The sequence below is a fragment of the Gymnodinialimonas sp. 202GB13-11 genome (assembly GCF_040932485.1).
In the GTDB taxonomy this organism is placed as follows: Bacteria; Pseudomonadota; Alphaproteobacteria; order Rhodobacterales; family Rhodobacteraceae; genus Gymnodinialimonas; species Gymnodinialimonas hymeniacidonis.
In genome coordinates, this window is the sequence record NZ_JBFRBH010000001.1 from 3483777 (window position 1) to 3505523 (window position 21747).

At 61.1% G+C, this 21747-nt stretch carries 25 protein-coding genes; 14 read left to right on the forward strand and 11 right to left on the reverse strand.

Annotation, left to right across the window (positions count from 1 at the left end):
• Nucleotides 1-747, reverse strand: coding sequence for a hypothetical protein (locus V8J81_RS17760; RefSeq protein WP_368477078.1), 747 nt, complete (start codon nucleotides 745-747; stop codon nucleotides 1-3).
• Entirely contained in the window at nucleotides 734-2497 is a 1764-nt protein-coding gene (gene ilvD, locus V8J81_RS17765) for a dihydroxy-acid dehydratase (RefSeq protein WP_368477079.1), read from the reverse strand. Before ilvD ends, V8J81_RS17760 begins: the two co-directional genes overlap by 14 nt.
• A 133-nt stretch (nucleotides 2498-2630) precedes the next feature.
• On the opposite strand from ilvD, the gene V8J81_RS17770 reads away from it, so the two are divergent.
• The 7 genes from V8J81_RS17770 (at nucleotide 2631) to V8J81_RS17800 (ending at nucleotide 8328) form a co-directional block, all read left to right on the forward strand.
• The gene (locus tag V8J81_RS17770) at nucleotides 2631-3515 is read left to right on the forward strand and encodes a CPBP family intramembrane glutamic endopeptidase (protein WP_368477080.1); all 885 of its coding nucleotides are present in this window, start codon (nucleotides 2631-2633) and stop codon (nucleotides 3513-3515) included.
• A gap of 74 nt (nucleotides 3516-3589) precedes the next feature.
• A complete protein-coding gene (gene accD / locus V8J81_RS17775) occupies nucleotides 3590-4576 on the forward strand; it encodes an acetyl-CoA carboxylase, carboxyltransferase subunit beta (RefSeq protein ID WP_368477081.1) in 987 nt (328 codons plus the stop codon).
• Nucleotides 4577-4676: 100 nt separating this feature from the next.
• Entirely contained in the window at nucleotides 4677-5945 is a 1269-nt protein-coding gene (locus V8J81_RS17780) for a bifunctional folylpolyglutamate synthase/dihydrofolate synthase (protein ID WP_368477082.1), read from the forward strand.
• A 54-nt stretch (nucleotides 5946-5999) separates the two neighbouring features.
• On the forward strand, nucleotides 6000-6509 hold the full coding sequence (locus V8J81_RS17785) for a hypothetical protein (RefSeq protein WP_368477083.1): 510 nt from the start codon (nucleotides 6000-6002) through the stop codon (nucleotides 6507-6509).
• Nucleotides 6509-7138, forward strand: a complete 630-nt coding sequence (locus V8J81_RS17790) for a CatA-like O-acetyltransferase (protein ID WP_368477084.1) — start codon at nucleotides 6509-6511, stop codon at nucleotides 7136-7138. The genes V8J81_RS17785 and V8J81_RS17790 overlap by 1 nt, the downstream gene beginning before the upstream one ends.
• Before the next feature lie 99 nt (nucleotides 7139-7237).
• Nucleotides 7238-7648, forward strand: a complete 411-nt coding sequence (locus V8J81_RS17795; protein WP_368477085.1) for a c-type cytochrome — start codon at nucleotides 7238-7240, stop codon at nucleotides 7646-7648.
• Nucleotides 7649-7686: 38 nt separating this feature from the next.
• Nucleotides 7687-8328, forward strand: a complete 642-nt coding sequence (locus tag V8J81_RS17800) for a LysE family translocator (protein WP_368477086.1) — start codon at nucleotides 7687-7689, stop codon at nucleotides 8326-8328.
• A 4-nt stretch (nucleotides 8329-8332) separates the two neighbouring features.
• Here the strand turns inward: V8J81_RS17800 and V8J81_RS17805 are convergent, their stop codons facing one another.
• The gene (locus tag V8J81_RS17805) at nucleotides 8333-8854 is read right to left on the reverse strand and encodes an ASCH domain-containing protein (RefSeq protein ID WP_368477087.1); all 522 of its coding nucleotides are present in this window, start codon (nucleotides 8852-8854) and stop codon (nucleotides 8333-8335) included.
• Nucleotides 8855-9011: 157 nt separating this feature from the next.
• On the reverse strand, nucleotides 9012-10094 hold the full coding sequence (gene zapE, locus V8J81_RS17810; RefSeq protein WP_368477088.1) for a cell division protein ZapE: 1083 nt from the start codon (nucleotides 10092-10094) through the stop codon (nucleotides 9012-9014).
• A 145-nt stretch (nucleotides 10095-10239) separates the two neighbouring features.
• Here zapE and V8J81_RS17815 point away from each other — a divergent pair, with 145 nt between their 5' ends.
• Nucleotides 10240-11487 carry an MFS transporter gene (locus tag V8J81_RS17815; RefSeq protein WP_368477089.1) on the forward strand — a complete coding sequence of 416 codons (1248 nt, stop codon included), beginning with the start codon at nucleotides 10240-10242 and terminating at the stop codon, nucleotides 11485-11487.
• Here V8J81_RS17815 and V8J81_RS17820 read toward each other — a convergent pair.
• The 4 genes from V8J81_RS17820 to V8J81_RS17835 form a co-directional block, all read right to left on the reverse strand.
• Nucleotides 11484-12392, reverse strand: coding sequence for an ornithine cyclodeaminase family protein (locus V8J81_RS17820; protein WP_368477090.1), 909 nt, complete (start codon nucleotides 12390-12392; stop codon nucleotides 11484-11486). The genes V8J81_RS17815 and V8J81_RS17820 overlap by 4 nt on opposite strands.
• A complete protein-coding gene (locus tag V8J81_RS17825; protein WP_368477091.1) occupies nucleotides 12389-13012 on the reverse strand; it encodes an HAD family hydrolase in 624 nt (207 codons plus the stop codon). Before V8J81_RS17825 ends, V8J81_RS17820 begins: the two co-directional genes overlap by 4 nt.
• Nucleotides 13012-13845 carry an S-formylglutathione hydrolase gene (gene fghA / locus V8J81_RS17830; RefSeq protein WP_368477092.1) on the reverse strand — a complete coding sequence of 278 codons (834 nt, stop codon included), beginning with the start codon at nucleotides 13843-13845 and terminating at the stop codon, nucleotides 13012-13014. The genes V8J81_RS17825 and fghA overlap by 1 nt, the downstream gene beginning before the upstream one ends.
• A 61-nt stretch (nucleotides 13846-13906) precedes the next feature.
• Complete coding sequence (locus V8J81_RS17835; protein WP_368477093.1) at nucleotides 13907-14845, reverse strand: AEC family transporter; 939 nt, start codon at nucleotides 14843-14845, stop codon at nucleotides 13907-13909.
• A 120-nt stretch (nucleotides 14846-14965) separates the two neighbouring features.
• On the opposite strand from V8J81_RS17835, the gene V8J81_RS17840 reads away from it, so the two are divergent.
• Nucleotides 14966-15598: a TetR/AcrR family transcriptional regulator gene (locus tag V8J81_RS17840; protein WP_368477094.1), complete on the forward strand. Its 633-nt coding sequence runs from the start codon at nucleotides 14966-14968 to the stop codon at nucleotides 15596-15598.
• On the opposite strand, the gene V8J81_RS17845 is transcribed toward V8J81_RS17840, so the two are convergent.
• The 3 genes from V8J81_RS17845 to V8J81_RS17855 all read right to left on the reverse strand — a co-directional run bounded on the left by V8J81_RS17845 (nucleotide 15595) and on the right by V8J81_RS17855 (nucleotide 18008).
• Nucleotides 15595-16308, reverse strand: a complete 714-nt coding sequence (locus V8J81_RS17845) for an NYN domain-containing protein (RefSeq protein ID WP_368477095.1) — start codon at nucleotides 16306-16308, stop codon at nucleotides 15595-15597. The genes V8J81_RS17840 and V8J81_RS17845 overlap by 4 nt on opposite strands.
• A 135-nt stretch (nucleotides 16309-16443) precedes the next feature.
• Nucleotides 16444-16860: a hypothetical protein gene (locus V8J81_RS17850; RefSeq protein WP_368477096.1), complete on the reverse strand. Its 417-nt coding sequence runs from the start codon at nucleotides 16858-16860 to the stop codon at nucleotides 16444-16446.
• Nucleotides 16861-16895: 35 nt separating this feature from the next.
• The gene (locus V8J81_RS17855; RefSeq protein ID WP_368477097.1) at nucleotides 16896-18008 is read right to left on the reverse strand and encodes an S-(hydroxymethyl)glutathione dehydrogenase/class III alcohol dehydrogenase; all 1113 of its coding nucleotides are present in this window, start codon (nucleotides 18006-18008) and stop codon (nucleotides 16896-16898) included.
• A 75-nt stretch (nucleotides 18009-18083) separates the two neighbouring features.
• On the opposite strand from V8J81_RS17855, the gene V8J81_RS17860 reads away from it, so the two are divergent.
• From V8J81_RS17860 to nusA, 5 genes are all read left to right on the forward strand, one after another.
• A complete protein-coding gene (locus V8J81_RS17860; protein ID WP_368477098.1) occupies nucleotides 18084-18359 on the forward strand; it encodes an I78 family peptidase inhibitor in 276 nt (91 codons plus the stop codon).
• A 95-nt stretch (nucleotides 18360-18454) separates the two neighbouring features.
• Nucleotides 18455-18805, forward strand: coding sequence for an I78 family peptidase inhibitor (locus tag V8J81_RS17865; protein ID WP_368477099.1), 351 nt, complete (start codon nucleotides 18455-18457; stop codon nucleotides 18803-18805).
• A gap of 135 nt (nucleotides 18806-18940) precedes the next feature.
• The gene (locus V8J81_RS17870; RefSeq protein WP_368477100.1) at nucleotides 18941-19225 is read left to right on the forward strand and encodes an I78 family peptidase inhibitor; all 285 of its coding nucleotides are present in this window, start codon (nucleotides 18941-18943) and stop codon (nucleotides 19223-19225) included.
• 137 nt (nucleotides 19226-19362) lie between these two features.
• On the forward strand, nucleotides 19363-19947 hold the full coding sequence (gene rimP / locus V8J81_RS17875) for a ribosome maturation factor RimP (protein WP_368477101.1): 585 nt from the start codon (nucleotides 19363-19365) through the stop codon (nucleotides 19945-19947).
• Between the two features lie 5 nt (nucleotides 19948-19952).
• Complete coding sequence (gene nusA, locus V8J81_RS17880) at nucleotides 19953-21725, forward strand: transcription termination factor NusA (RefSeq protein ID WP_368477102.1); 1773 nt, start codon at nucleotides 19953-19955, stop codon at nucleotides 21723-21725.
• Nucleotides 21726-21747: the final 22 nt, after the last annotated feature.

Consider the following 21747-nt stretch of genomic DNA (forward strand, 5'->3'; position numbering starts at 1 on the left):
TTACCGGAATATCCGCTGAAACAGCCCGCCTTGAAAGAGGCCGCCACCGCCTTGTGCTTCCGCCTGTGGCAGGTCTGCCGCGTTTGCACCCGCAGCGTTCCCCGAATTTGCGGATTGAACCGCGTCCGCAAAGGCCGTCAGGGTCAGAAGCGCGTCCTGGTCGCTGACCTCCTGGTCCGCCAAGGCCAGGACAGAAAGCGTTGCAAGGCGTGGGCCGACATCCATGTAGGCGCGCCAATAGTCCTGCGCCACGCCGCCAAGCGCACCGGCGCTTGTGTCGCGCGCATGCAACAGAAACATGTCTCCGGCCACCCGCGTCTCAAGGATCGTCACGCTCGCCGGGTCACCGGATCGGCTCAACAGGCCACGCCCTGCATCCGACCGGAAGAGACCGTCCAACTCACCAAGATTGGCGGTCAACGCGCCCCCGCCGTCTGAGCGCGCCCCAACCGCTGCGGTCAAAACCGCAGGAATGTCCGGCTGCTGTGCCCGTGCCCGGCCCGAGATGGCCGCACAGTTGCCCAGCAGCACGAAGCCCGTATCGCCCTCATTCCGGGTCGAGGTCGGATCAACGCAGAACCCGCGCGGTCCGGTGATCGTCACAGCATCCGCCGTCACCTGCACCTCGCGTGGGGCGGAGCCATCCCCGCCTCCAAGGCTCACGCAAGCTGCGAGGAGGACCGCAGGTCCGAGGAGGGTCAGCCGACCAAGACGCGCACCGAAGTGCCGCGCCTCAGAGATCCGCATATACGTGCTTTTCCTTCGCCGCTCCCGGATGGGTCACCGCGCCATACCGCGCCTCACCCACAAGCTGCGCGTATTTCCACAGCACGCCCGACGCATAGATCGTCTCACGCGGGCCGGCCCAATCCGCCTTACGGGCGGCCAGCTCCTCGTCGGTCAGGGCCACGGAAAGCTCACCCGTGATTGCGTTGATCGTGATCATGTCGCCGTTTTGCAAAAGGCCAATTGGCCCCGCCACGGCGGCTTCCGGCCCCACATGACCCACGCAGAACCCCCGCGTCGCGCCCGAGAAGCGCCCATCGGTAATCAACGCCACCTTCTTGCCCATGCCCTGACCGCTCAACGCCGCCGTTGTCGCCAGCATCTCGCGCATGCCGGGGCCGCCTTTCGGCCCCTCATTGCGGATCACGATCACTTCACCCGCCTCATAGGCGCGCGCCTTCACGGCCTCAAACGCATCCTCTTCGCATTCGAACACGCGCGCTGGCCCGGTGAAGACCTGCTGCTCCTCGCTCATACCCGCGACCTTCACGATGGCCCCTTCCGGCGCCAGATTGCCGCGCAGTCCAACAACGCCACCGGTCTTGGTGATCGGGTTCTGAACCGTATGCACAACGCGCATGTCCGGCTCGCCCTGGATCTTGTCCAGCGCCTCTTCCATCGTCTCACCCGATGCGGTCAGGCAATCGCCGTGCAACAGACCCTCTTTCAGAAGCTCTTTCATCACCACCGGCACGCCGCCGACCTCGAACAGGTCCTTGGCCACGTATTGCCCGCCCGGCTTCATGTCGACGAAGTAGGGCGTGTCCTTGAAGATGTCGCAGACGTCAAACAGGTCGAAATCGATCCCCGCCTCATGCGCAATCGCTGGCAAGTGCAGGCCCGCGTTGGTCGACCCACCGGTACACGCCACCACCCGCGCCGCGTTTTCCAGCGCCTTGCGTGTCACCACGTCCCGCGCGCGAATGTTCTTCTCCAGCAGGGTCATGACAGCGCGGCCAGACGCCTCGCCATATTCCTTGCGGCCCTCATAGGGTGCGGGCATCCCGCTTGAGTTCAGCAGCGCCAGACCAATCGCCTCCGAGACACAAGCCATCGTATTGGCCGTGAACTGGCCACCACACGCGCCCGCGCTCGGGCAAGCCACACGCTCCAGCACGGCCAAAGCCGCATCACTCAACTCGCCATTCTGGTATTTACCCACGGCCTCGAACATGTCCTGTACCGTCAGGTCGCGCTTGGCGAAATCCTCCGGCACATCCGCGCCTTCCGGCACTTTGCCCGGCAGGATCGTACCGCCATACATGAAGACCGACGGCACGTTCAGGCGCACCATGGCCATCATCATCCCCGGCAGCGACTTGTCGCAGCCCGCAAGGCCTACAAGTGCGTCATAGCAATGCCCGCGCATCGTCAGCTCGACTGTGTCCGCAATCGCATCGCGCGATGCGAGCGACGACCGCATCCCCTCATGCCCCATCGCGATCCCGTCGGTGACGGTGATCGTCGTGAATTCGCGTGGCGTGCCGTTTGCGTTCAGAACACCGGCCTTAGCCGATTGTGCCTGCCAGTTCAGCGCGATGTTGCACGGCGCTGCTTCGTTCCAGCAGGTCGCCACGCCCACGAACGGCTGCGCGATCTGCTCCTCCGTGATGTCCATGGCGTAGAAATACGACCGATGCGGCGCCCGCTCCGGGCCCTCCGTCACGTGACGGCTTGGCAGTTTCGATTTGTCTGGCCGGTTCTGCAACATGGCGTGATCCTCGCTCCCTGATCGGTGACTTGGCCCGTGGAATAGACGCCCCATCGCAAGCGCACAAGCGCCATTGAAGGTGGCGCGCGCCCGGCGTAGGATTGTGAAAACACCAACAATATCGGCAGGCCCGATGCAGTATATCGCCCACGAACCCTATATCGCGCCTGCGCGCGTCAAACCCGAACTCTGGCGATTGCTTCTAGGCATCGTGATGGTGGTGGCCGTCTACGCGCTTGGTGTTGGTATTGTTTTCGGCGGAGTGTTCGTGGTTGCAGGCCCGGCCAACGCCGAACGCTGGATGCTCGAGATGATCGAGGCAACGGGTCCGACCGGCACGCTGCTTCTTTTGGCGACATTTATTGGCATGGCCGTCGGCCCCATGGTGGCTGTTGCGGCCTTCCATGCGCGCCGTATTAGGACACTCTTCGGCCCAATCCCTCGCACCTTCCGCCACTTCCTGATCGCAATGGTCGTCTGCGGCGCTGCCTATTCTGTATCGTTCCTGTTCCCGAATGATGTGGAGATCATCCCGAACCTCGATCGCACCATCTGGCTGTCCTTCCTGCCCTTGGCCCTGGTCGGTGTGCTGCTCCAGACCGGCGCAGAGGAAATCCTGTTCCGCGGCTATATCCAGCAACAGCTTGCCGCCCGTTTCCGCGCCACCTGGGTTTGGATGGTTCTGCCTGCCGTCCTCTTCGGTGTCCTCCATTGGCAGCCCGACATCATGGGCGACAACGCCATCTTTATTGTCGCCGCCGCCACGTTATTTGGTCTGCTCGCCGCTGATCTGACGGCCAAAACAGGCTCTCTCGGTGCCGCCTGGGGCTTCCACTTCGCCAACAATACTGTGGCGATCCTCGTTGTGGCGATGGACGGCCCGCTCTCGGGCCTCGCGCTCTTCACCGCCCCGCTTGATCCATCATCAGCCGAGATTCGTCCCCTGATCCTGCTGGATATGGGCACCACCGTTGTAACCTGGCTCCTGATCCGCCTGGCAGTGACGCGGTTCCCCTGAACCTTCCCCATTTGCATTTCCTTGCACCGCACAATATCTGGGCTTGAAGCTCAAACCACGCGGCTGAGGCGCTTATGAACTGGATCACCAATTACGTCCGTCCCCGGATCAACTCGATCTTCTCGCGCCGCGAGACGCCTGAGAACCTGTGGTCCAAGTGCTCCGAATGCGGCACCATGCTGTTTCACCGGGAACTCAGCGATAACCTGAACGTCTGCACGAACTGCGGCCATCACATGGCCCTGCGCCCCCGTGCCCGGTTTGAGGCGCTCTTTGATAACGGGGTCTTCACTGAGATCGACGTACCAGAACCGCTGGCCGACCCGCTGAAATTCCGGGACCAGAAACGCTATCCCGACCGCATGAAGGCTGCCCGCACCCAAACCGCCGAGGCGGAGGCAATGCTGGTCGCCCAAGGCGAGATCGGGCGTACGCCGATTGTCGCCGCTGCGCAGGATTTCAGCTTCATGGGCGGCTCCATGGGCATGTATGTCGGCAACGCCATCATCGCCGCCGCCGAACGGGCCGTGCAACTCAAGCGCCCGCTGATCCTCTTCTCCGCCGCCGGTGGCGCCCGGATGCAGGAAGGCATCCTCAGCCTCATGCAAATGCCGCGCACAACCGTGGCCGTGCAGATGCTGAAAGAGGCGAACCTGCCCTACATCGTGGTCCTCACCCACCCCACTACTGGTGGTGTGACGGCCTCCTACGCAATGCTGGGGGACGTCCAGATCGCGGAACCCAACGCGCTCATCTGCTTCGCCGGTCCCCGCGTGATCGAGCAGACCATCCGCGAAACCCTGCCCGAGGGCTTCCAGCGCTCCGAATACCTGCTCGACCACGGGATGCTCGACCGTGTGACCCCACGTGGCGAAATGCGCGACGAACTCATTTCCATCGTGCGGATGCTCATGGGCGAAACGCCCCCCGTGAAAGGCGACCTACCGGCCCCGGACACCGATGCCGAGGAACAGCCAACGGAAGCCGCCACGCCGCAGGCCGAAGAAATCGCGCCTGATGCTTCCGCTGATGAGGCGCCAGACGCGGGCGACCGCGCCTGAGGCCTGAGTGCGCTCTGCCCATCTTTGTTCCCCGAAAATGCCCGCCGGAGGCATCCAACCGTTTCAACACGCGCCCCGGCCAGATCCCTAGGCACCGCCCATGACGCACCCGCGCTCCGACGCCCTTCTCGATCGCATGATGACCCTTCACCCCAAGGTCATCGACCTCACGCTCAACCGGATGCACCGCATCCTGACCGCCCTGGGCGAGCCGCAGACGAACTTGCCCCCCGTCATCCACGTCGCAGGCACCAACGGCAAAGGCTCTACCATCGCGATGATCCGCGCCGGTCTCGAAGGGGCAGGGCAAGCCGCCCATGTCTACACTTCCCCCCACCTCGCCCGCTTCCACGAACGCATTCGCCTCGCCGGTGATCTGATCGACGAAGACGCCCTGTCCGACCTGCTCGACAAGTGCCTCGCCGCCAACGGCCCAGAGACGATCACCTATTTCGAGATCACCACAGCCGCCGCCTTCAAGGCCTTCGCCGAGACCCAAGCCGACTATACCCTGCTTGAGGTCGGCCTCGGCGGCCGCGTCGATGCCACCAACGTGGTCGATCAACCCGCGTTGACCGTCATCACCCCCGTCGACCTCGACCACCAGCAATTCCTGGGCGACACGCTCGGTGCCATCGCGGGTGAGAAGGCGGGCATCATCAAGCCCCGCATCCCCGTCGTCATCGGCCCCCAAAAGGATGAAGCGCTTGAGGTGATCGAGAACCGCGCCAGCGGCCTCTCCGCCCCAATCTTCGCCCATGGTCAGCATTTCCACGTCACCACCGAACGCGGCCGCCTGATCTATCAGGATGAAACCGGCTTGCTGGACCTGCCCATGCCGGCCCTCGCAGGCCCGCACCAGATCCAGAACGCAGGCACTGCCATCGCTGCTTTGCGCGTGCTTGGCCAAGGCAACCCCGACGCCGCCATGACCGACGCCACATGGCCCGCCCGCATGCAACGCCTGCGCCACGGCCCTCTGGTCGCGGCCGCGCCGGAGGCCGAGCTCTGGCTCGACGGGGGCCACAACCCCCACGCCGCCCGCGCAATCGCCGCCACGCTTGACCCGCTGCCAAAGCGCCCCACGCACCTGATCTGCGGGATGCTCAACACCAAGGACGTCACCGGCTATATGACGCCGCTCAAACCCCCCGCGGAAAGCCTTACCGCCGTCTCCATCCCCGGCCAGACTGCCACGCTTTCCGCCGAGGACACTGCCAAAGCCGCCACGCAGGCCGGCCTGACCGCCACTACCGCCGACAGCGTCGAGGCCGCGCTCGCCTCCATCACCGCGCACACCCCCCACGCCCGCATCCTGATCTGCGGCTCCCTCTACCTCGCGGGTGAAATCCTCAAGTCGAACGGCTAAGGGCAGGCATTCCACCGGTTGACCCCACCCGCTGGAAACACCACCTTCCGTCATATGCGCTTGACCCTCCCTTTCCTCGCCCTCCTCGCCGCTACGCCAGCCCATGCCGTGCAGCTTCAATTCTGCTGGACCGGCGCGAATGGCTACACGATGGAAGGCGTGATCGAATTTCCCGACGCATATCTTGATACCGGCATCATAACCGAAACCGATGTCACGAAATTCCAGATCATCGGCTTTCTGGACGGCGTCGCCGTCGGGTCCTGGAACATGCGGGACGCGACGTCTGAGACCTCCTGGACCCTGCGTTTTGATACCGACACGCTCCGCTTTCCCACCGGCGGCATCCGCAGCGAAAATTCGTATCAGGAATGGAACGCCAACGGCTCCGTCAACGATTGCGGCGCGGTGGGCGGCTTCGGCTTCAACGGTGGCAACTACGCGCAGGATGTGTGCATCGACAATGTCTGGATCGAGGACAGCTCAATCGATCCCAACACCCCCCTTTTCGCACAGCCCATGGATGTGGAGTTGATTTGCGAAACCGTCGTGCCCACAAGCTAATGGACCAGATCATCGACCTCGCCACTTGGCCCCGTGCCGCGCAATACGCCCTCTTCCGAAATTTCCAGAGCCCACACTACGCCACGACCGTGCGGATGGACGTCACCGCGCTGATGGCCGCCAAGGCGGCCAACGGCACTTCGCCTTATCGCGGGTCGCTCTACGCCATCGGATACGGGCTCCATGCCGTGCCGGAACTGCGCACGCGATTTCGCGGTGACGTTGTCACGCTCTATGACCGCATTGCCCTGTCGATGACCGTTCCGCGCGACGATGGCAGCTTTGGCTTCGGCTATCTCGACTATGACCCGGATTTTGCCGCCTTCGACAAGGCCGCGCAGGCAGAAATTACCCGCGCTCGCACAGCACCGATCGAACCCGACAAAGACGGGCGCAATGACCTCGCCTACCTCTCTTGCACGCCATGGCTTGACTATGTGTCCATCACCAACGCCATGCCCTCGCCGGAGGACTGCATTCCCCGCATCGGATGGGGCAAGATCGTGCCCGAAGGCACGCGCTATTCCATGTCGATGACGGTGGAGGTGCACCACGCCATCGCCGACGGCCTGCATATCGGACGCTATTTTGAGGCGGTGCAAACCGCTCTGGATGGCTTCGCGCTCTGACTCACGCGGGATATGGCCGATGCGTCCGACTTTGATCCGTATCAATCCTCGAAGTGCCCCGGTCTGTTAACCTTTCCAAAATAAGGAGGAGCAGGCCCCATGACCCAGATCCGATCCATCACTCTTTGCGCCACACTTCTGGCCGTCGGATGCACGCCCACCCTCGACGATCAGGTCACCGCCACACGGGGCGCACAGGTCTTTGCTGAGAATTGCGCCGCGTGCCACGGCACCAACGCGCGGGGGGCATCCGATCTGCCAACAGCCACAGGCGACGCGCCGGATCTGACCCTGATCGCCCAACGCAACGGCGGCACTTTCCCTGAGATCGAGACGATGGCCACCATCTACGGCCCCGCCTATCACCAAAGCCGCGGCACCATCATGCCCGAATTCGGCGCGGATGATCTCGGCCCGCTTGTCGTTGTCGAGGTGGAGGAAGGCGTCGGCACACCCATCCCCGCAGATCTCATTGCCCTTTCAGAATACCTGCAATCCGTGCAACGCTGACGCTCGAAGTAGTAGGTTAGCGCGAAGGCATAGCTGCAATGGATTGGGCCAGTCTGTTTTCCATCTTCTTGGCCTTCTTTGTGGTGGCTGTCTCACCCGGCCCGGCAACCCTTGCCGTCAGTACGGTCTCCGCAAGCCATGGCCGCGCAGCGGGCGCGCAATTCGGTATCGGGCTTGGGTTCGGTCTCGCTTTTTGGGGGATCGTTGCGGCAACCGGTCTTGGTGCAGTTTTGCAAACCACCACGCAGCTTCTGCTTGCCATCAAGATTGGTGGCGGTTGCTACCTTCTATGGTTGGCCTACAGCTCGGCCCGTGCAGCGATGCGCCCGAATACGACCCTCGTCGAGGAGCGGGGCAGCCTACCGTCCGGTCGCTGGTTGCTCCGCGGCTTGACGTTGAACCTTTCCAACCCAAAGGCGGTTGTGGCCTGGATGGCCGCTTTGGCCGTCGGCCTGCGCCCCGATGATGGTCTGGCAGCCGTCGCCGTGGCGACTTGCGGATGTGCGATGATTGGCTTCGCGATCTATGCAGCCTACGCCGCTCTGTTCTCGCTCGGCCCAATTCGACAGGTCTATGCCCAGTTTCGCCGCTGGATCGATGGCGTCGTCGCCGGACTATTCGCAATCGCAGGGCTGGCTCTGATCCGCTCGGCGTTTCAACGCGGCGCAACTTCGCCCTAAAGCCTCAATCCTTCTTCCGTCCAAACGGTTTCACCGGCGCGTCCTCAAACTGCACCGGCAAATCACCAAACAAGCCACCCTCCGCACCGCCCCAATCGCGCATCCATGGCAGCGGCTCAGCCAGCGCGCCGCCTTCGGCCCACTCGAAATATCCCAGTTCACCCCCTGCCGGGATCGGCGCACATGGCACCGGGTCCTGCAACAGCAATCCGGCCTCGCCGCCGAACCATGGGCTGTCGCTTGCCGTGACAATCTCCACTACCTCCACTGTCCCGATGATCGCCCGCCTCGGCAGCGCATCCGGGCGTGGCACACGCACGCTATCCCGCGCCCATCGCCAGACGAGGTAGTCGTATTCCGCTTGCTTCATGCCAATCGCCGCATGGATCGCGATACGCCCCGGCGTCATCCGCCCCGCCCGAATCGACCCGAGGGATCGGTTTTCCACATCCTTGCCGCCGTGGATGATCGCCCAGGCCGAGGGCTGGCGGACGGATAGGGCAAGAGGGGGGATATCTGTGGTCATGGGTTGTTTCGATTATGATAGAAGAACGCCTGCAAAGTCTTCCCGTTCGGGAACACTTTTGACGCCGTTAACCCAGAAATTCCTCCCGTTCGGGAACAACTCCTCCCGCATGGGAGGACTTCTGGGCGTGTGGCGAAGGGGCTTCAGGTAAGATTTTCTAACCCGTGACTGATCCCCAATCCGCGCTCTGCATTTCACGCAAGCGGCTGGCAGTCCGCTCGAATTCGAACGCCCCGGTGCCTTCGACATACAGCGCCTCTGGCTCAGCGGCTGCACTGGCCACAAGGCTCACCTTCCCCTCGTAAAGTGCGTCAATCAACGTCACGAACCGCTTCGCCTCGTTCGCCTTTTCGCGGCTCATTTTTGGGATGTCCTCCAGCACCAGAACCTTCGTCGCACCCACGAGTGCAAGGTAGTCTGCAGGTCCCAGCGGCTTGCCACACAGATCATCGAACGACGCCCGCGCCTGCCCCGCCCAAAAGCGTGGGATAACCACCTCACGCCCCTTCACCTCCAGCACCAGCGACTCTTCCTTGCCGCCGGTCAGATCGCTCCAGATAAGGTCGATGGATGCCTTGGCACTGGCATCTGCAGGCGCAAACCAAACCTGTTCACCCGATAGGCGATCCTGCCGGTAATCCGTGTCGGCCGCCAGTTCGTGCACCTCCAGCCGCTCTTCCAGAAGCGCAATGAATGGTAGGAAGAGCTGCCGATTTAGCCCATCTTTATAAAGGGTTGAGGGGTGCCTGTTGGAGGTTGTGACAATCACGACGCCCGCTTCGAACAACCGCTCGAAGAGGCGGCCTACAATCATCGCATCGGCAATATCAGTGATTTGCATCTCGTCGAAACACAGCAGTTTCAGGTCGCGTGCGATGTCGTCGGCCACGGGTTTGATCGCATCCTCGACACCCGTTTTTCGGGCCTCATGCAACGCCGCCTGAACCTCCTGCATGAAGGCATGAAAGTGCACCCGCCGCTTGCCCGGAACCGAAGCGTGTTGAAAGAACAGATCCATCAACATCGACTTGCCGCGACCGACCCCGCCCCATAGGTAAAGCCCCTGCTTTCCCATCGGCTCCGCCTTGCGAAACCGCGCCAGAAAGCCGGTGCGCTCCGGGGCTTCCAGACGTTCTCGCACCTGTTCAAGCAGATCAATGACCATCCGCTGCGCCGGATCGGGCCGAAGCAGGCCTTCGGCCACGCGCGTGTCGTATAGGGCGGTCAAATGCTGCGACATGGGGCAAGTCTTTATGCAAAAGGCACGAGTTTGCCCATAAAAATCAACAAGATCAGGAAATGTGAAGCCTCAAGTCAAAACCTCTGATTTGACGCCCGTGCGCAACCCGGCCAATCTCCCCAAACGCCAATTCGGGATGAGAGAGATGGACCGCACCGACCGCCTGATAACGCCCGTTTTGATCGGCGGCTGCGCCATCATCCTGATCAGCTTTGCCATCCGCGCGAGCTTTGGCTTGTTCCAGATCCCAATCGCCGAGGAGTTCGGTTGGCTCCGCGCCGAGTTCTCCATGGCAATCGCCATTCAGAACCTCGCATGGGGCATCGGACAGCCGATTTTCGGCGCAATTGCCGAGAAGGTTGGCGACCGCAAAGCCATCGCCCTAGGGGTGGCTTTATACGTGATCGGGCTTGTCGTATCGGCCTACGCCATCACGCCAGGGCAGCATCAATTCCTTGAAATTCTTGTGGGTTTCGGGATCGCGGGCACTGGCTTCGGCGTGATCCTCGCCATGGTTGCACGTGCGGCGTCGGACGAGAACCGGTCGCTGACATTGGGTATCGCGACCGCCGCAGGCTCAGCCGGGCAGGTGGTGGGCCCGCCGATAGCCGAGGCCCTTCTGGGCGCGTTCCCTTGGCAAACGGTGTTCCTGATTTTCGCCGGAATCATCTTTGCATCTCTACTGTTCTTGCCTCTGCTCAAGGCACCCGAGAAACCGGAAACGCCCGAGCTGGAAGAAACCCTTGGTCAAATCCTCGGCAAAGCCTTCCGCGACCCCTCCTTCACGCTGATCTTCATCGGCTTCTTTTCCTGCGGCTATCAGCTGGCCTTCATCACCGCCCATTTCCCCGCGTTCATCACCGAATATTGTGGCCCCATCGCGCCCGGCGGTGTTCTGCATACGATGGGCGTCACGACGACCTCGGCGCTCGGGGCCATCGCTATCGCTTTGATTGGGCTAGCGAATATAGCAGGCACGTTGCTTGCGGCCTATCTTGGCAAAACCTATTCCAAGAAGAACCTACTGGCGCTGATCTACATGGGCCGCACAGTTGCAGCAGCAACCTTCATCCTGCTGCCGATCACTCCCACAACGGTCATCATCTTCTCGGTTGTGATGGGGTCGCTCTGGTTGGCAACCGTGCCCCTGACCTCGGGCCTCGTCGGTTACATCTACGGCCTGCGATACATGGGAACGCTCTATGGGATCGTCTTCTTCAGCCACCAACTTGGTAGCTTCGTGGGCGTCTGGCTCGGTGGTTTTATGTACGACCTTTACGGCAACTACACAGTCGTCTGGTGGGTTGGCGTGGGTGTCGGTGCGCTAAGCGCCATTGTGCATCTGCCGATCAAAGAAATTCCTTTGGGCAAGCGCGCGCCGCAGGCCGCCTAACGCGCTTTCACAGCATCCAGGATGTAGCGCGCGACCATCAGGTCCAGATGCGCGCCGCCGCCGTTCTTGCACAGGGTGATTTCGCTGTCCGAGCCACGTTCAAAACGGTCCATGTCGTAGAAGTCTCCGACCACGTCCGACTCGAAGAACACGCCTTCCTCCAACGGGATCTTCAGTTCACCAATATGCCCGAACGTCGTGGCGCGGCTGTCGACGAATACCCGCGCGCGGCGCAGGCAATCGTCGTCCGCTTCGCGCATGTCGGGGCGGTAGGCGCCAATCAGGTCGATGTGCTGGCCGGGTTGCAGACATTTGCCCTTTAGGATCGGTTCGGTGGTCATGGTGCCGGTGGCGATGATGTCGGCGGCTTCCACGGCCTCGCGCAGATCAAGCGCGATGGAGACATCAGGGTAGTCCGCGCGTATGTTTGCGACGTTTGCGAGCGTTCGGTTCCAGATCGTGAACTCCGAATTGGGAAAGGCTGCGGCGTAGGCCTCCCGCATGGATCGCACCACGTTGCCGGCCCCGATCAGCAGGATGTTTTTGCTGTCCGGTCGTGCCAGCTTGCGCGCGGCCAGAAGGCTGTCGCCGGCTGTCTTCCACTTGGTCAGCAGGTGAAAGTCGATGATTGCCTCAAGCGTGCCGTCCGTATCGGAAAACAGACAAACGCCCCCATGGATCACAGGCTTGCCCTCGTCCTTGTTGCCCGGAAAGATCGTTGCGGTTTTCACCAACTGCCCCAGCCCGTCAATCCAGGCCGCGCGGGACAAAAGCGTATCGTCACCGCGATAGAGGAAGGTGTCGTCAATCTCGGCCCGCGGCATTTTATGGCCTGCCTCGATCGCATCGCTTAGGGCGATCCAGTCCAGCTTCTCCTCGGCCTCTGGCCCGATAATCAACGTCATGCCTGTGCCTCCTCTGCGCTCAACAGGCCCTCTTGCAGCAACCTGTCTGCCCATCCTTGCGGCCCGTCGAATAGATGCGTCTGCCACCCGCGTGCCTGTGCGGCCTCGATATTATCCGCCCGATCGTCGGCGAAAAGGAGGGTTTCCGGCAGTAGGCCACAATCCGCCTCGACGCGGGCATAGATCTCGGCGTCAGGCTTGGTAACGCCCATATGGCCCGAGATGTAGGAGCGGTCGAATTCCGTCAGGAAGGGGTAGACCGGCTTGGCGATATCGAAGGTTTCGATCCCGAAATTCGATAATGCAAAGACCGCCACGCTGCGACGACGCAAATTGCGGAGGAGGGTCACAGAATGCGGGATCGCGGGGCTTGCCATATGCAGCCAGTCATCATGCCACAGCATGATTTCGTCGTGCCAGTCGGGGTTTGCGGCTGCGCATTCCGTCACCATCGCGTGGAAGTTCTCACCCCGATCCACACGGTCATTCATCACATGCAGGTCGACCGTCGCAAACATCGCGCGGCGGCGCTCTTCCCCAATCACGCGGTCATAGTGCCGTTCGGGCTGCCATTCGATCAGCACATTGCCGATGTCGAAGACGACGGCCTCGATGCCCATCAGGCGGAGTAGAGCGCGTCGGCGTGGAAGGCGATATGTTCTTCCATGAAGCTCGACACGAAGAAGTAGGAATGGTCGTAACCAGGCTGCATCCGAAGCGTCATTTGCTGGCGACGCGCGGCGGCGGCATGGGCCAATGCCTCGGTTTTCAGCAAGTCACCGAATTGGTCATCGGCCCCGGTGTCGATGAGCATCGGGCCGTCGAAGCCGGTGGCGTGCATCAGAAGCGTTGCATCGTGAGGCGCCCATTTCTCTTCATCCGCACCGAGATATGCGTTGAGCTGTTTGCGGCCCCAGTCGCTGTCCGTCGGGTTGCAGATTGGCGCGAACGCTGAGACGGAGGCAAACCGTTCGGGGAAGCGCATCGCGATGGTCAGCGCCCCATGGCCGCCCATGGAATGGCCTGTGATGGCTTGGCGCGCGGGATCGAGCGCGAAATTTTCGAAGACCGTGTTGGGCAGATCCTCGGTGATGTAATCCCACATCTGGAAGTGCTGTGCCCAAGGGGCCTCGGTCGCGTTCACGTAGAAACCCGCACCTTGGCCGAGGTCGTAGGCCGCATCATCCGCCACGCCGTCGCCGCGTGGCGACGTGTCTGGGAAGATCAGCGCGATGCCTTGCTCCGCTGCCCATCCCTGCGCACCCGCCTTGTTCATGGCGTTCTCATGGGTGCATGTCAGGCCTGACAGGTACCAGAGCACCGGCACCGGGCCAAACTGTGCCTCTTCCGGAAGGAACAGACCAAAGGTCATGTCGGTCTGAGTGGCGTTGGAGGCGTGGCGATAAACACCTTGCGTGCCGCCAAAGGCCTTGTTTTCGGAAATCGTTTCCATCTGCTCGGGTCCCCCGTATGTTTTTTACTGCCTAACGCGCGGGTGGGGCGGCGCGCAATCCTTACGTGCCTGTCAGCGGGGCCAACCACGCGATCACAGCGGATACCGTCAGGATCGACACGGCAGTCGAGATCAGGATTGCAGCGGACACACGCTGCGGCGCGACCCCGTAGTGCTGCGCGAGGATGTAGACATTGCCCGCCACCGGCAGTGCGGCGGCTGCGATCATCACACCGGCATCGTAATCCGGTACGTCGAACAGGAAGAGGGCGGCGATTGCCACGGCTCCGGGGTGGAGGACCAGTTTGCAGAACGTCAGCCAGCCAGCGACTGACATACGCTCGGCCGATTTGCCCGCGAGAGACGCACCGATAGCAAAGAGCGCACCGGGTGTAGCGGCAGCGCCCAAGATGGCCAGGAACTCATTCACCGGACCCGGCACGTTCCATCCGGTCGTGGACCAGGCCAGACCCAGAACAATTGACACAATCATCGGGTTTTTCAGCAGACCAATCCCGACCGTGCGCAGAACGCCAAGTGACATGCGGCCATCCCGGCTTCCGGTGACGATAATCACGATCAGGCTCGAAAAGACGATCAGGTCGACCGAGAGCACCAGGATCACTGGGCCAGCGGCGGCCTCTCCCAAAAGCACCACCAGCATGGGGATGCCCAGGAAACCCACATTGCCGATGATGGCGCATTGCGCCTCGAACGCGGCTTCGGTCACGGGTCGTTTGCGGATCATCGCAATCAAAGTCGCCAGCAAATATACGACAATGCAGCCGGAAAGATACGCGCCGACAAATTGCCAATCGATGATCTCTGCCAGCGACAGGTTCGCCGCGAACCGGAACAGCATCGCTGATAGCGCAAAGTAGAAGACGAACTTGGTCAGATAGGCAGCGGCCTCGGACGTGAAGAACCCGGTGCGGCAGGCCTGAAACCCCAGCGCAATCAGCGCAAAGAACGGCAGGGTTTTCAGGAAGATATCGACCATGGTCCAGCGCTACGACACAGGTGTTGCCCTGTCCAGACGTCAAACCTGACGAAACGTCCAGCTTGCCGAAACTGAACTGGTTAGTTTACAATAGCTGTCAGGAAGGGAAGACGAGCCAAAATGAACGCCGAGACGCAGATCAAGAAAGGTCGAAAATTCGACCAGGTCATCGCGGGTGCGCGCGCCGTCTTCATGCGTGAAGGTTTTGAAGGCGCGTCCGTCGACGAAATCGCGCGCGATGCGGGCGTGTCAAAGGCGACGCTGTATTCGTACTTCCCTGACAAGCAGCACCTGTTCCTTGAAGTTCTGAAGCTCGAATGCGACGCGCAATCCGAGGTCGAGGTTCTGTTTGAGCAGACCGGCCTGAGCGTCGAAGAAAAGCTCTGTGTGATCTGCAAAAAACTGATCACCTTCTTTCTGAGCGATTTTGGGCAGGATATGTTCCGCGTCTGCGTGGCTGAAGCGAAGCGGTTCCCGGAGTTGGGCGAGACCTTCTACCTTAGCGGCCCGAGGCATTGGGGTGAGAAGATCGCAGGTTTCCTCAGCAGTGAAAAAGCGCGCGCTGTACTGGATATCGAAGATCCATTCCTCGCCGCCGACCAGCTGGCGCAGCTGTGCCGCACAGACCTGATGCTGAAAGTCATGTTCGGGATCGAGAAGAACCCCGCCGAGGCCGAGATTGACCGTATCGTTGATGAGGCCGTGCGGACATTCCTTGCCCGCTATCGTCGTGCGCCGAAAGCTGCGGGTTAATCCAAACGCCGCACCAATAGCTGGTTGCCCGCACCGCGCTTCACCTCAAGCATCTTCAGGCTTTCGACCAGATCGCTCAGTTTTCGTTTGCCATAGGTGCGCGTGTCGAAATCGGGGTTGGCTGCAGTCATGTATTGACCCAACTGACCCAGCGAATACCAATCATCTTCCTGTTCGATCGATTCCATCGCGCGAAAGATCAGGTCACGTGCTTCGTTCAGTGGGCGCCCTTCCGGTTTGCCATTCGATTTTTCCTCACCCTTGGGCGCTTCCGGCAGGATGTTCTCAATAAAGATGAATCGCTTGCAGGCCTTGCGAAATGCCTCAGGCGTTTTCTGTTGGCCGATACCGTAGACGTCGAGGCCCTGTTCGCGAATGCGGCTGGCCAAGCGGGTGAAGTCGCTGTCGGATGAACACAGGACAAAACCGTCGAAACGGCTGGAATGCATCAGGTCCATCGCGTCGATCACCAGCGCAATGTCGGAGGCGTTCTTGCCCACAGTATTAGCGGGTTGGTGGAAGGGAACGATCCCGTACTCGGCCTGAACATTGGACCAGCCCTTCATGTGGGTTGAGCTGAAATCACCGTAGATGCGTCGAACGGAGGCTTCGCCGAAACCGGCAATCTCATCAAAGATCGCCTTGGCGTGTTTGTGGCTGGTATTGTCCGCGTCGATCAGGACGGCGAGAAGCGGTGTATCGTTGGCCATGTCTGCTCCGGTGTTTCGAGGCAACCTGACATAGGTGCCATCGAACCGCCAGCCGCAGCAGAACGACCCAGCGTAACGCAAAGAGGCCGCCCCAGAATGGGACGGCCTTTCAAATCTTGAACTGGCGCGCTTGGCTTACTTGGTTGCAGCAGGCGCCGGGGCCGGAGCCGCGCCGCCAGGGACGCCGTTGCCGTCAACGACTTCATCCCAGATATCGCCAAGACGGTCCGCGATGGTTTCGCGCGCATCGCTGTCGTCATCGTAATTGTAGACGACAAGGAACGGCTCAACGAAACCGCCGTCTTCCGCACAGATGAACAGGCCATCAACCACTTCACCGCGCAAGTCGTAGCCGCCAACAGTCCAGTTCGACCGGCCCGTAAAGCCATCGCCACCAAAGCGCGCGCGATAGGTGTTAAAGGTCGTCTCTGCGTAGTTCATGCAGGTATCCAGATCGCCGATGGCCGAAAAGTCTGTCACGGTCCAACCTTCGGCCTGCGCACCACCCGCGGCGGCAAGGGAAAGAGTAGCTGCAATAAGCGTCTTTTTCATTTGGGGTCCTTTCAAAAGTCTTTCTTGGGGAAGGGTCAGTAAACGACCACGGACCGGATCGACTTGCCTTCATGCATCAGGTCGAAGCCTTCGTTGATCTGGTCGAGGTTGAGGGTGTGGGTGATCATCGGGTCGATCTCGATCTTGCCGTCCATGTACCAATCGACGATCTGCGGTACGTCTGTCCGCCCGCGCGCGCCGCCGAAAGCAGTGCCGCGCCAAGACCGGCCGGTGACAAGCTGGAAGGGGCGGGTGGAGATTTCCGCACCTGCAGGGGCCACGCCGATGATGATCGACTCGCCCCAGCCCTTATGGGCCGACTCAAGTGCTGCGCGCATCACCTGCACATTGCCGGTGGCGTCAAATGTGTAGTCAGCCCCGCCGCCGGTCAGCTCAACCAGATGGCCCACAAGATCGCCCGACACTTCGGACGGGTTCACGAAGTCGGTCATCCCGAAATGCTTGGCCATTTCGACCTTGCCGGGGTTCAAGTCGACACCGACAATCTGGTCGGCGCCTGCGAGACGCAGGCCCTGGATCACGTTGAGGCCAATGCCGCCAAGGCCGAAGACAATCGCACGGCTGCCGATCTCAACCTTGGCCGTGTAGATCACCGCGCCAATGCCGGTCGTCACACCGCAGCCGATATAGCAGATCTTGTCGAAGGGCGCGTCCTTGCGGACCTTTGCCAGCGAGATCTCCGGCAGAACCGTGTGGTTCGAGAAAGTCGAGCAGCCCATGTAATGCAGGATCGGGGTGCCATCGAGCATGGAGAAGCGCGACGTGCCATCGGGCATCAGACCCTGACCTTGGGTCGCGCGCACCTTCTGGCAAAGGTTTGTCTTGGGATGCAGGCAGTATTCGCATTCACGACATTCTGCTGTGTAAAGCGGGATCACGTGGTCGCCGGGTTCCAGCGAGGTCACGCCGGGCCCGACCTCCAACACAACGCCCGCGCCTTCATGGCCGAGGATCGCCGGGAACAACCCCTCTGGGTCAGCGCCCGAAAGGGTGAATTCATCAGTATGGCAAATGCCGGTGGCTTTGATCTCCACCAACACCTCACCGGCCTTGGGGCCCTCAAGGTTCACTTCCATCACTTCAAGTGGCTTACCCGCTTCAAGCGCGACGGCTGCACGTGTCCGCATTTTTCCTAGTCCTCCCACAGACTTGCTTTGATGCCAGACTGTGACAAACTCGCCATCAAAGCAACGGAGGATAGCATGACCCGGTTTGCCCTTTTGTCTGTCATTTGCGTGATCGCGTCGTGTGCGCCCACCGATCCCTTTGCAGACTTCGATGCCTTAGGCCCCGACGCGTGCGGTGCGGATGCGGCGCAAGGGCTGGTTGGTCAGCCCCTTGAGGCCGCTGCGGGGGTCACTGCACCGGGCGGCGTCCGACGCATCGGGCCGGAAGATCTGGTAACAACGGATTTGGCTCCGGAGCGCATGAACATTTGGCATGACGGCACAACGATCACGCGCATCACCTGCAGCTGAGGGTCGGGGAGTCCTTACCCTACGCGCTCGTGAGTAGTATTTCAGGCCGCCTCCGGCCATGACATCTCCAGATTTTAGATTTTGGAGATTTCACAATGACCCCTTCCTTCAAGGCGATTGCCGCCGCCCTTCTTGTCACCCTCACCCCGCTGGCCGCCAGCGCCCAATCCTTTGGCATTGGCCATACTGGCCCCGGCAGCTGGCCGAATAGCATCAACGGCACGCTCCCCACCCCCGGCCAGAGTGTTGGCACGCCGGTCCTCGTTACGGATTGCGGTGCCGCACGTCTGCAAGATTTTCTGGGTCGCAACATACGTCACGTTACCGTTCCCTCCAGGGCGCGGGTGATCGGCCCCGATACGATCGTGACCTTTGATTACCGCACGGACCGCCTGAACATCGCTTATGAAGGTTATGGCACCATCACGCGGGTCTATTGCGGGTGATCTGATCGTCTGCCTTTGTGGGTGTGAGCGAAAAAGCTTCACCCACACCCAAGGATGGGGCGCGCAGCCGCGTCATAAGCATGACTAAGACCTGCAACCGGCCAATTGCGCCCCATTCCCACGGAGAGTTTTCCCATGTCCGTTTCCAAAACCCTCGCCACTGCGGCTTTCCTTACAGCGCTGATCCCCTCCATAGCGGCAGCGCAGGACACCACCCCCGAGGCCGGTCCTATGGAGGCGACCCCGTGCGGTGCCGAGCATTTTCAGGACCTCATCGGCACCCATGTCAGTGAGGTCGCGCTGCCCGAAAACGCGGAAGTGGTTCGGCCCAACACGATCCGCACGATGATATACTTGGCCGAACGGCTCAACATCGGGTTGGACGAAAACGACCATGTAGCACTTGTCTACTGCGGGTGATCTGCCAGCCGTACGCCGCGCCTTGCGCTTGGGAATGATTCCCCCTATGTACCGCTCAACAGCGGCGCTGGGGAAACTTGGCACCACCGGAAAATCAGCGGGCCGCACGGCCCGCTTTTTCGTTTCTAGGACCCTTGATGTCTGACCTGATCGCAAAGACCGCCATCGACCGTCGCATGGCTGAAATCCTCATCCCGGTGATTGAAAACCTAGGGTTCGAGGTTGTGCGCATTCGCGTGATGGGCGGCAAGACGAACACGCTGCAAGTCATGGCTGAACGCCCCGAAGGCGGGATCGAAGTGGACGAATGCGCCGAGATTTCGAATGCGATCTCTGTGGTGCTCGACGTCGAGGACCCTCTGGAAGACGCTTATGCGTTGGAAGTCTCCAGCCCCGGTATCGACCGGCCTCTGACCCGCCTGAAGGATTTCGAGACCTTCGAAGGGTATGAGGCCAAGGTCGAGACGACCGACATGATCGACGGCCGCCGCCGCTTCAAAGGCGTGCTCGCCGGTGTTGAGGGCGAAGATGTGCTTCTGAACCTCGACGTGAACGGCGAAACCCAAACGGTCGGTCTGAATTTCGATTGGCTCAGCGACGCGAAACTCGTCCTGACCGACGACCTGATCAAAGAGATGCTCAAGCAACGCAAGGAAGCGGGCATCATCGACGAAACCCAGTTTGACGAAATCGAGGAAGACCCCTCGACGCCTGAGGAGTAAGACCCATGGCCATCACATCAGCCAACCAGCTGGAACTGTTGCAAACCGCCGAAGCGGTGGCGCGCGAAAAGATGATCGACCCCAATCTGGTGGTCGAGGCGATGGAAGAGTCGCTGGCCCGCGCAGCGAAGTCTCGCTACGGCAGCGAACTTGATATCCGCGTCTCCATCGACCGCAAGACGGGCCGCGCCACGTTCACCCGCGTGCGCACTGTCACCGATCCCGAGCTTCTCGAAAACGACAAGGCGGAAATGCCGCCTGAAGAAGCGACGGCGCTCATCAAGGGCGACCGTCCGAATGTCGTCGTTTTCAACGCCAAGTCGCACATCTATGACGAAGAAGGTGAGTTGGTTGAAACTAAGGATGTGAAGCGTTTCGTTCTGCGCGCGCCCACGGAAACCGACCGGATGCTGACTGAGGGCATCGACCAGAATGTTGAGCCGCAGCTTGGCGACATGATCGCCGATGAAGTGCCGCCGGTCGAAATGGGCCGGATCGCCGCGCAATCCGCCAAGCAGGTGATCCTGCAAAAGGTGCGCGAAGCTGAGCGTGACCGTCAGTACGAAGAATTCAAGGACCGCGCAGGCACCATCATCAACGGTGTCGTCAAGCGTGAAGAATACGGCAACGTCATCGTCGACGTGGGTGCCGGTGAAGCGCAACTGCGCCGGAATGAGAAGATCGGCCGCGAAGCCTATCGCAACGGCGACCGCATCCGCTGCTACATCAAGGATGTCCGTCGTGAGAATCGCGGCCACCAGATTTTCCTGAGCCGCACCGCGCCGGAATTCATGGCCGAGCTGTTCAAGATGGAAGTGCCCGAGATTTACGACGGCATTATCGAGATCAAGGCCGTGGCCCGTGACCCGGGTTCGCGCGCCAAGATCGCCGTGATCTCGTACGATGGTGGCATCGACCCGGTGGGTGCCTGCGTTGGTATGCGCGGCTCGCGCGTGCAGGCCGTCGTGAACGAGCTTCAGGGCGAAAAGATCGACATCATCCCCTGGAACGAAGATGCGCCGACCTTCCTAGTGAACGCGCTTCAGCCCGCCGAGGTGACCAAGGTTGTTCTCGACGAAGACGCCGGCAAGATCGAAGTCGTGGTGCCTGATGAGCAACTTTCCCTAGCCATTGGCCGTCGCGGCCAGAACGTGCGTCTGGCCAGCCAATTGACAGGCCTCGACATCGACATCCTCACCGAAGAAGAGGAATCGAAGCGTCGTCAGGCGGAATTCGAAGAGCGCACCAAGCTGTTCATGGACACACTCGACCTCGACGAATTCTTCGCACAGCTTCTGGTCTCCGAAGGCTTCACCGCCTTGGAAGAGGTCGCCTATGTGGAGTTGGACGAGCTTCTGGTTATCGATGGTGTCGACGAGGACACCGCGAACGAATTGCAGGCCCGTGCCCGCGACTATCTCGAAGAGCAGAATAAAAAGGCGCTTGAACAGGCGAAAGAGCTTGGCGTCGAAGATAGTCTCATTGAATTTGAGGGCCTCACGCCCCAAATGTTGGTGGCCCTTGGCGAAGACGGCGTGAAGACGCTTGAGGATTTCGCAACCTGTGCGGACTGGGAACTGGCCGGTGGCTGGACAACCGTCGACGGGGAACGCGTCAAGGATGACGGCCTTCTGGAACCTTTCGATGTGACGCTTGAGGAGGCGCAGAACATGGTAATGACTGCACGTCTGCAACTCGGCTGGGTGACCATCGAGGAGCTTGAGGCGCAAGCCGCCGCCGAAGCCGAAGCTGCTGCAGAGGAGACGGCAGAGGGCTAACGCCCTCTGGCCCGCGCCCGCG

Bases quoted from the DNA above. Each gene is read 5' to 3' on its own strand.
- V8J81_RS17760 (WP_368477078.1), bottom strand. From the start codon at position 747: ATGCGGATCTCTGAGGCGCGGCACTTCGGTGCGCGTCTTGGTCGGCTG.
- ilvD (WP_368477079.1), bottom strand. From the start codon at position 2,497: ATGTTGCAGAACCGGCCAGACAAATCGAAACTGCCAAGCCGTCACGTG.
- V8J81_RS17770 (WP_368477080.1), top strand. From the start codon at position 2,631: ATGCAGTATATCGCCCACGAACCCTATATCGCGCCTGCGCGCGTCAAA.
- accD (WP_368477081.1), top strand. From the start codon at position 3,590: ATGAACTGGATCACCAATTACGTCCGTCCCCGGATCAACTCGATCTTC.
- V8J81_RS17780 (WP_368477082.1), top strand. From the start codon at position 4,677: ATGACGCACCCGCGCTCCGACGCCCTTCTCGATCGCATGATGACCCTT.
- V8J81_RS17785 (WP_368477083.1), top strand. From the start codon at position 6,000: ATGCGCTTGACCCTCCCTTTCCTCGCCCTCCTCGCCGCTACGCCAGCC.
- V8J81_RS17790 (WP_368477084.1), top strand. From the start codon at position 6,509: ATGGACCAGATCATCGACCTCGCCACTTGGCCCCGTGCCGCGCAATAC.
- V8J81_RS17795 (WP_368477085.1), top strand. From the start codon at position 7,238: ATGACCCAGATCCGATCCATCACTCTTTGCGCCACACTTCTGGCCGTC.
- V8J81_RS17800 (WP_368477086.1), top strand. From the start codon at position 7,687: ATGGATTGGGCCAGTCTGTTTTCCATCTTCTTGGCCTTCTTTGTGGTG.
- V8J81_RS17805 (WP_368477087.1), bottom strand. From the start codon at position 8,854: ATGACCACAGATATCCCCCCTCTTGCCCTATCCGTCCGCCAGCCCTCG.
- zapE (WP_368477088.1), bottom strand. From the start codon at position 10,094: ATGTCGCAGCATTTGACCGCCCTATACGACACGCGCGTGGCCGAAGGC.
- V8J81_RS17815 (WP_368477089.1), top strand. From the start codon at position 10,240: ATGGACCGCACCGACCGCCTGATAACGCCCGTTTTGATCGGCGGCTGC.
- V8J81_RS17820 (WP_368477090.1), bottom strand. From the start codon at position 12,392: ATGACGTTGATTATCGGGCCAGAGGCCGAGGAGAAGCTGGACTGGATC.
- V8J81_RS17825 (WP_368477091.1), bottom strand. From the start codon at position 13,012: ATGGGCATCGAGGCCGTCGTCTTCGACATCGGCAATGTGCTGATCGAA.
- fghA (WP_368477092.1), bottom strand. From the start codon at position 13,845: ATGGAAACGATTTCCGAAAACAAGGCCTTTGGCGGCACGCAAGGTGTT.
- V8J81_RS17835 (WP_368477093.1), bottom strand. From the start codon at position 14,845: ATGGTCGATATCTTCCTGAAAACCCTGCCGTTCTTTGCGCTGATTGCG.
- V8J81_RS17840 (WP_368477094.1), top strand. From the start codon at position 14,966: ATGAACGCCGAGACGCAGATCAAGAAAGGTCGAAAATTCGACCAGGTC.
- V8J81_RS17845 (WP_368477095.1), bottom strand. From the start codon at position 16,308: ATGGCCAACGATACACCGCTTCTCGCCGTCCTGATCGACGCGGACAAT.
- V8J81_RS17850 (WP_368477096.1), bottom strand. From the start codon at position 16,860: ATGAAAAAGACGCTTATTGCAGCTACTCTTTCCCTTGCCGCCGCGGGT.
- V8J81_RS17855 (WP_368477097.1), bottom strand. From the start codon at position 18,008: ATGCGGACACGTGCAGCCGTCGCGCTTGAAGCGGGTAAGCCACTTGAA.
- V8J81_RS17860 (WP_368477098.1), top strand. From the start codon at position 18,084: ATGACCCGGTTTGCCCTTTTGTCTGTCATTTGCGTGATCGCGTCGTGT.
- V8J81_RS17865 (WP_368477099.1), top strand. From the start codon at position 18,455: ATGACCCCTTCCTTCAAGGCGATTGCCGCCGCCCTTCTTGTCACCCTC.
- V8J81_RS17870 (WP_368477100.1), top strand. From the start codon at position 18,941: ATGTCCGTTTCCAAAACCCTCGCCACTGCGGCTTTCCTTACAGCGCTG.
- rimP (WP_368477101.1), top strand. From the start codon at position 19,363: ATGTCTGACCTGATCGCAAAGACCGCCATCGACCGTCGCATGGCTGAA.
- nusA (WP_368477102.1), top strand. From the start codon at position 19,953: ATGGCCATCACATCAGCCAACCAGCTGGAACTGTTGCAAACCGCCGAA.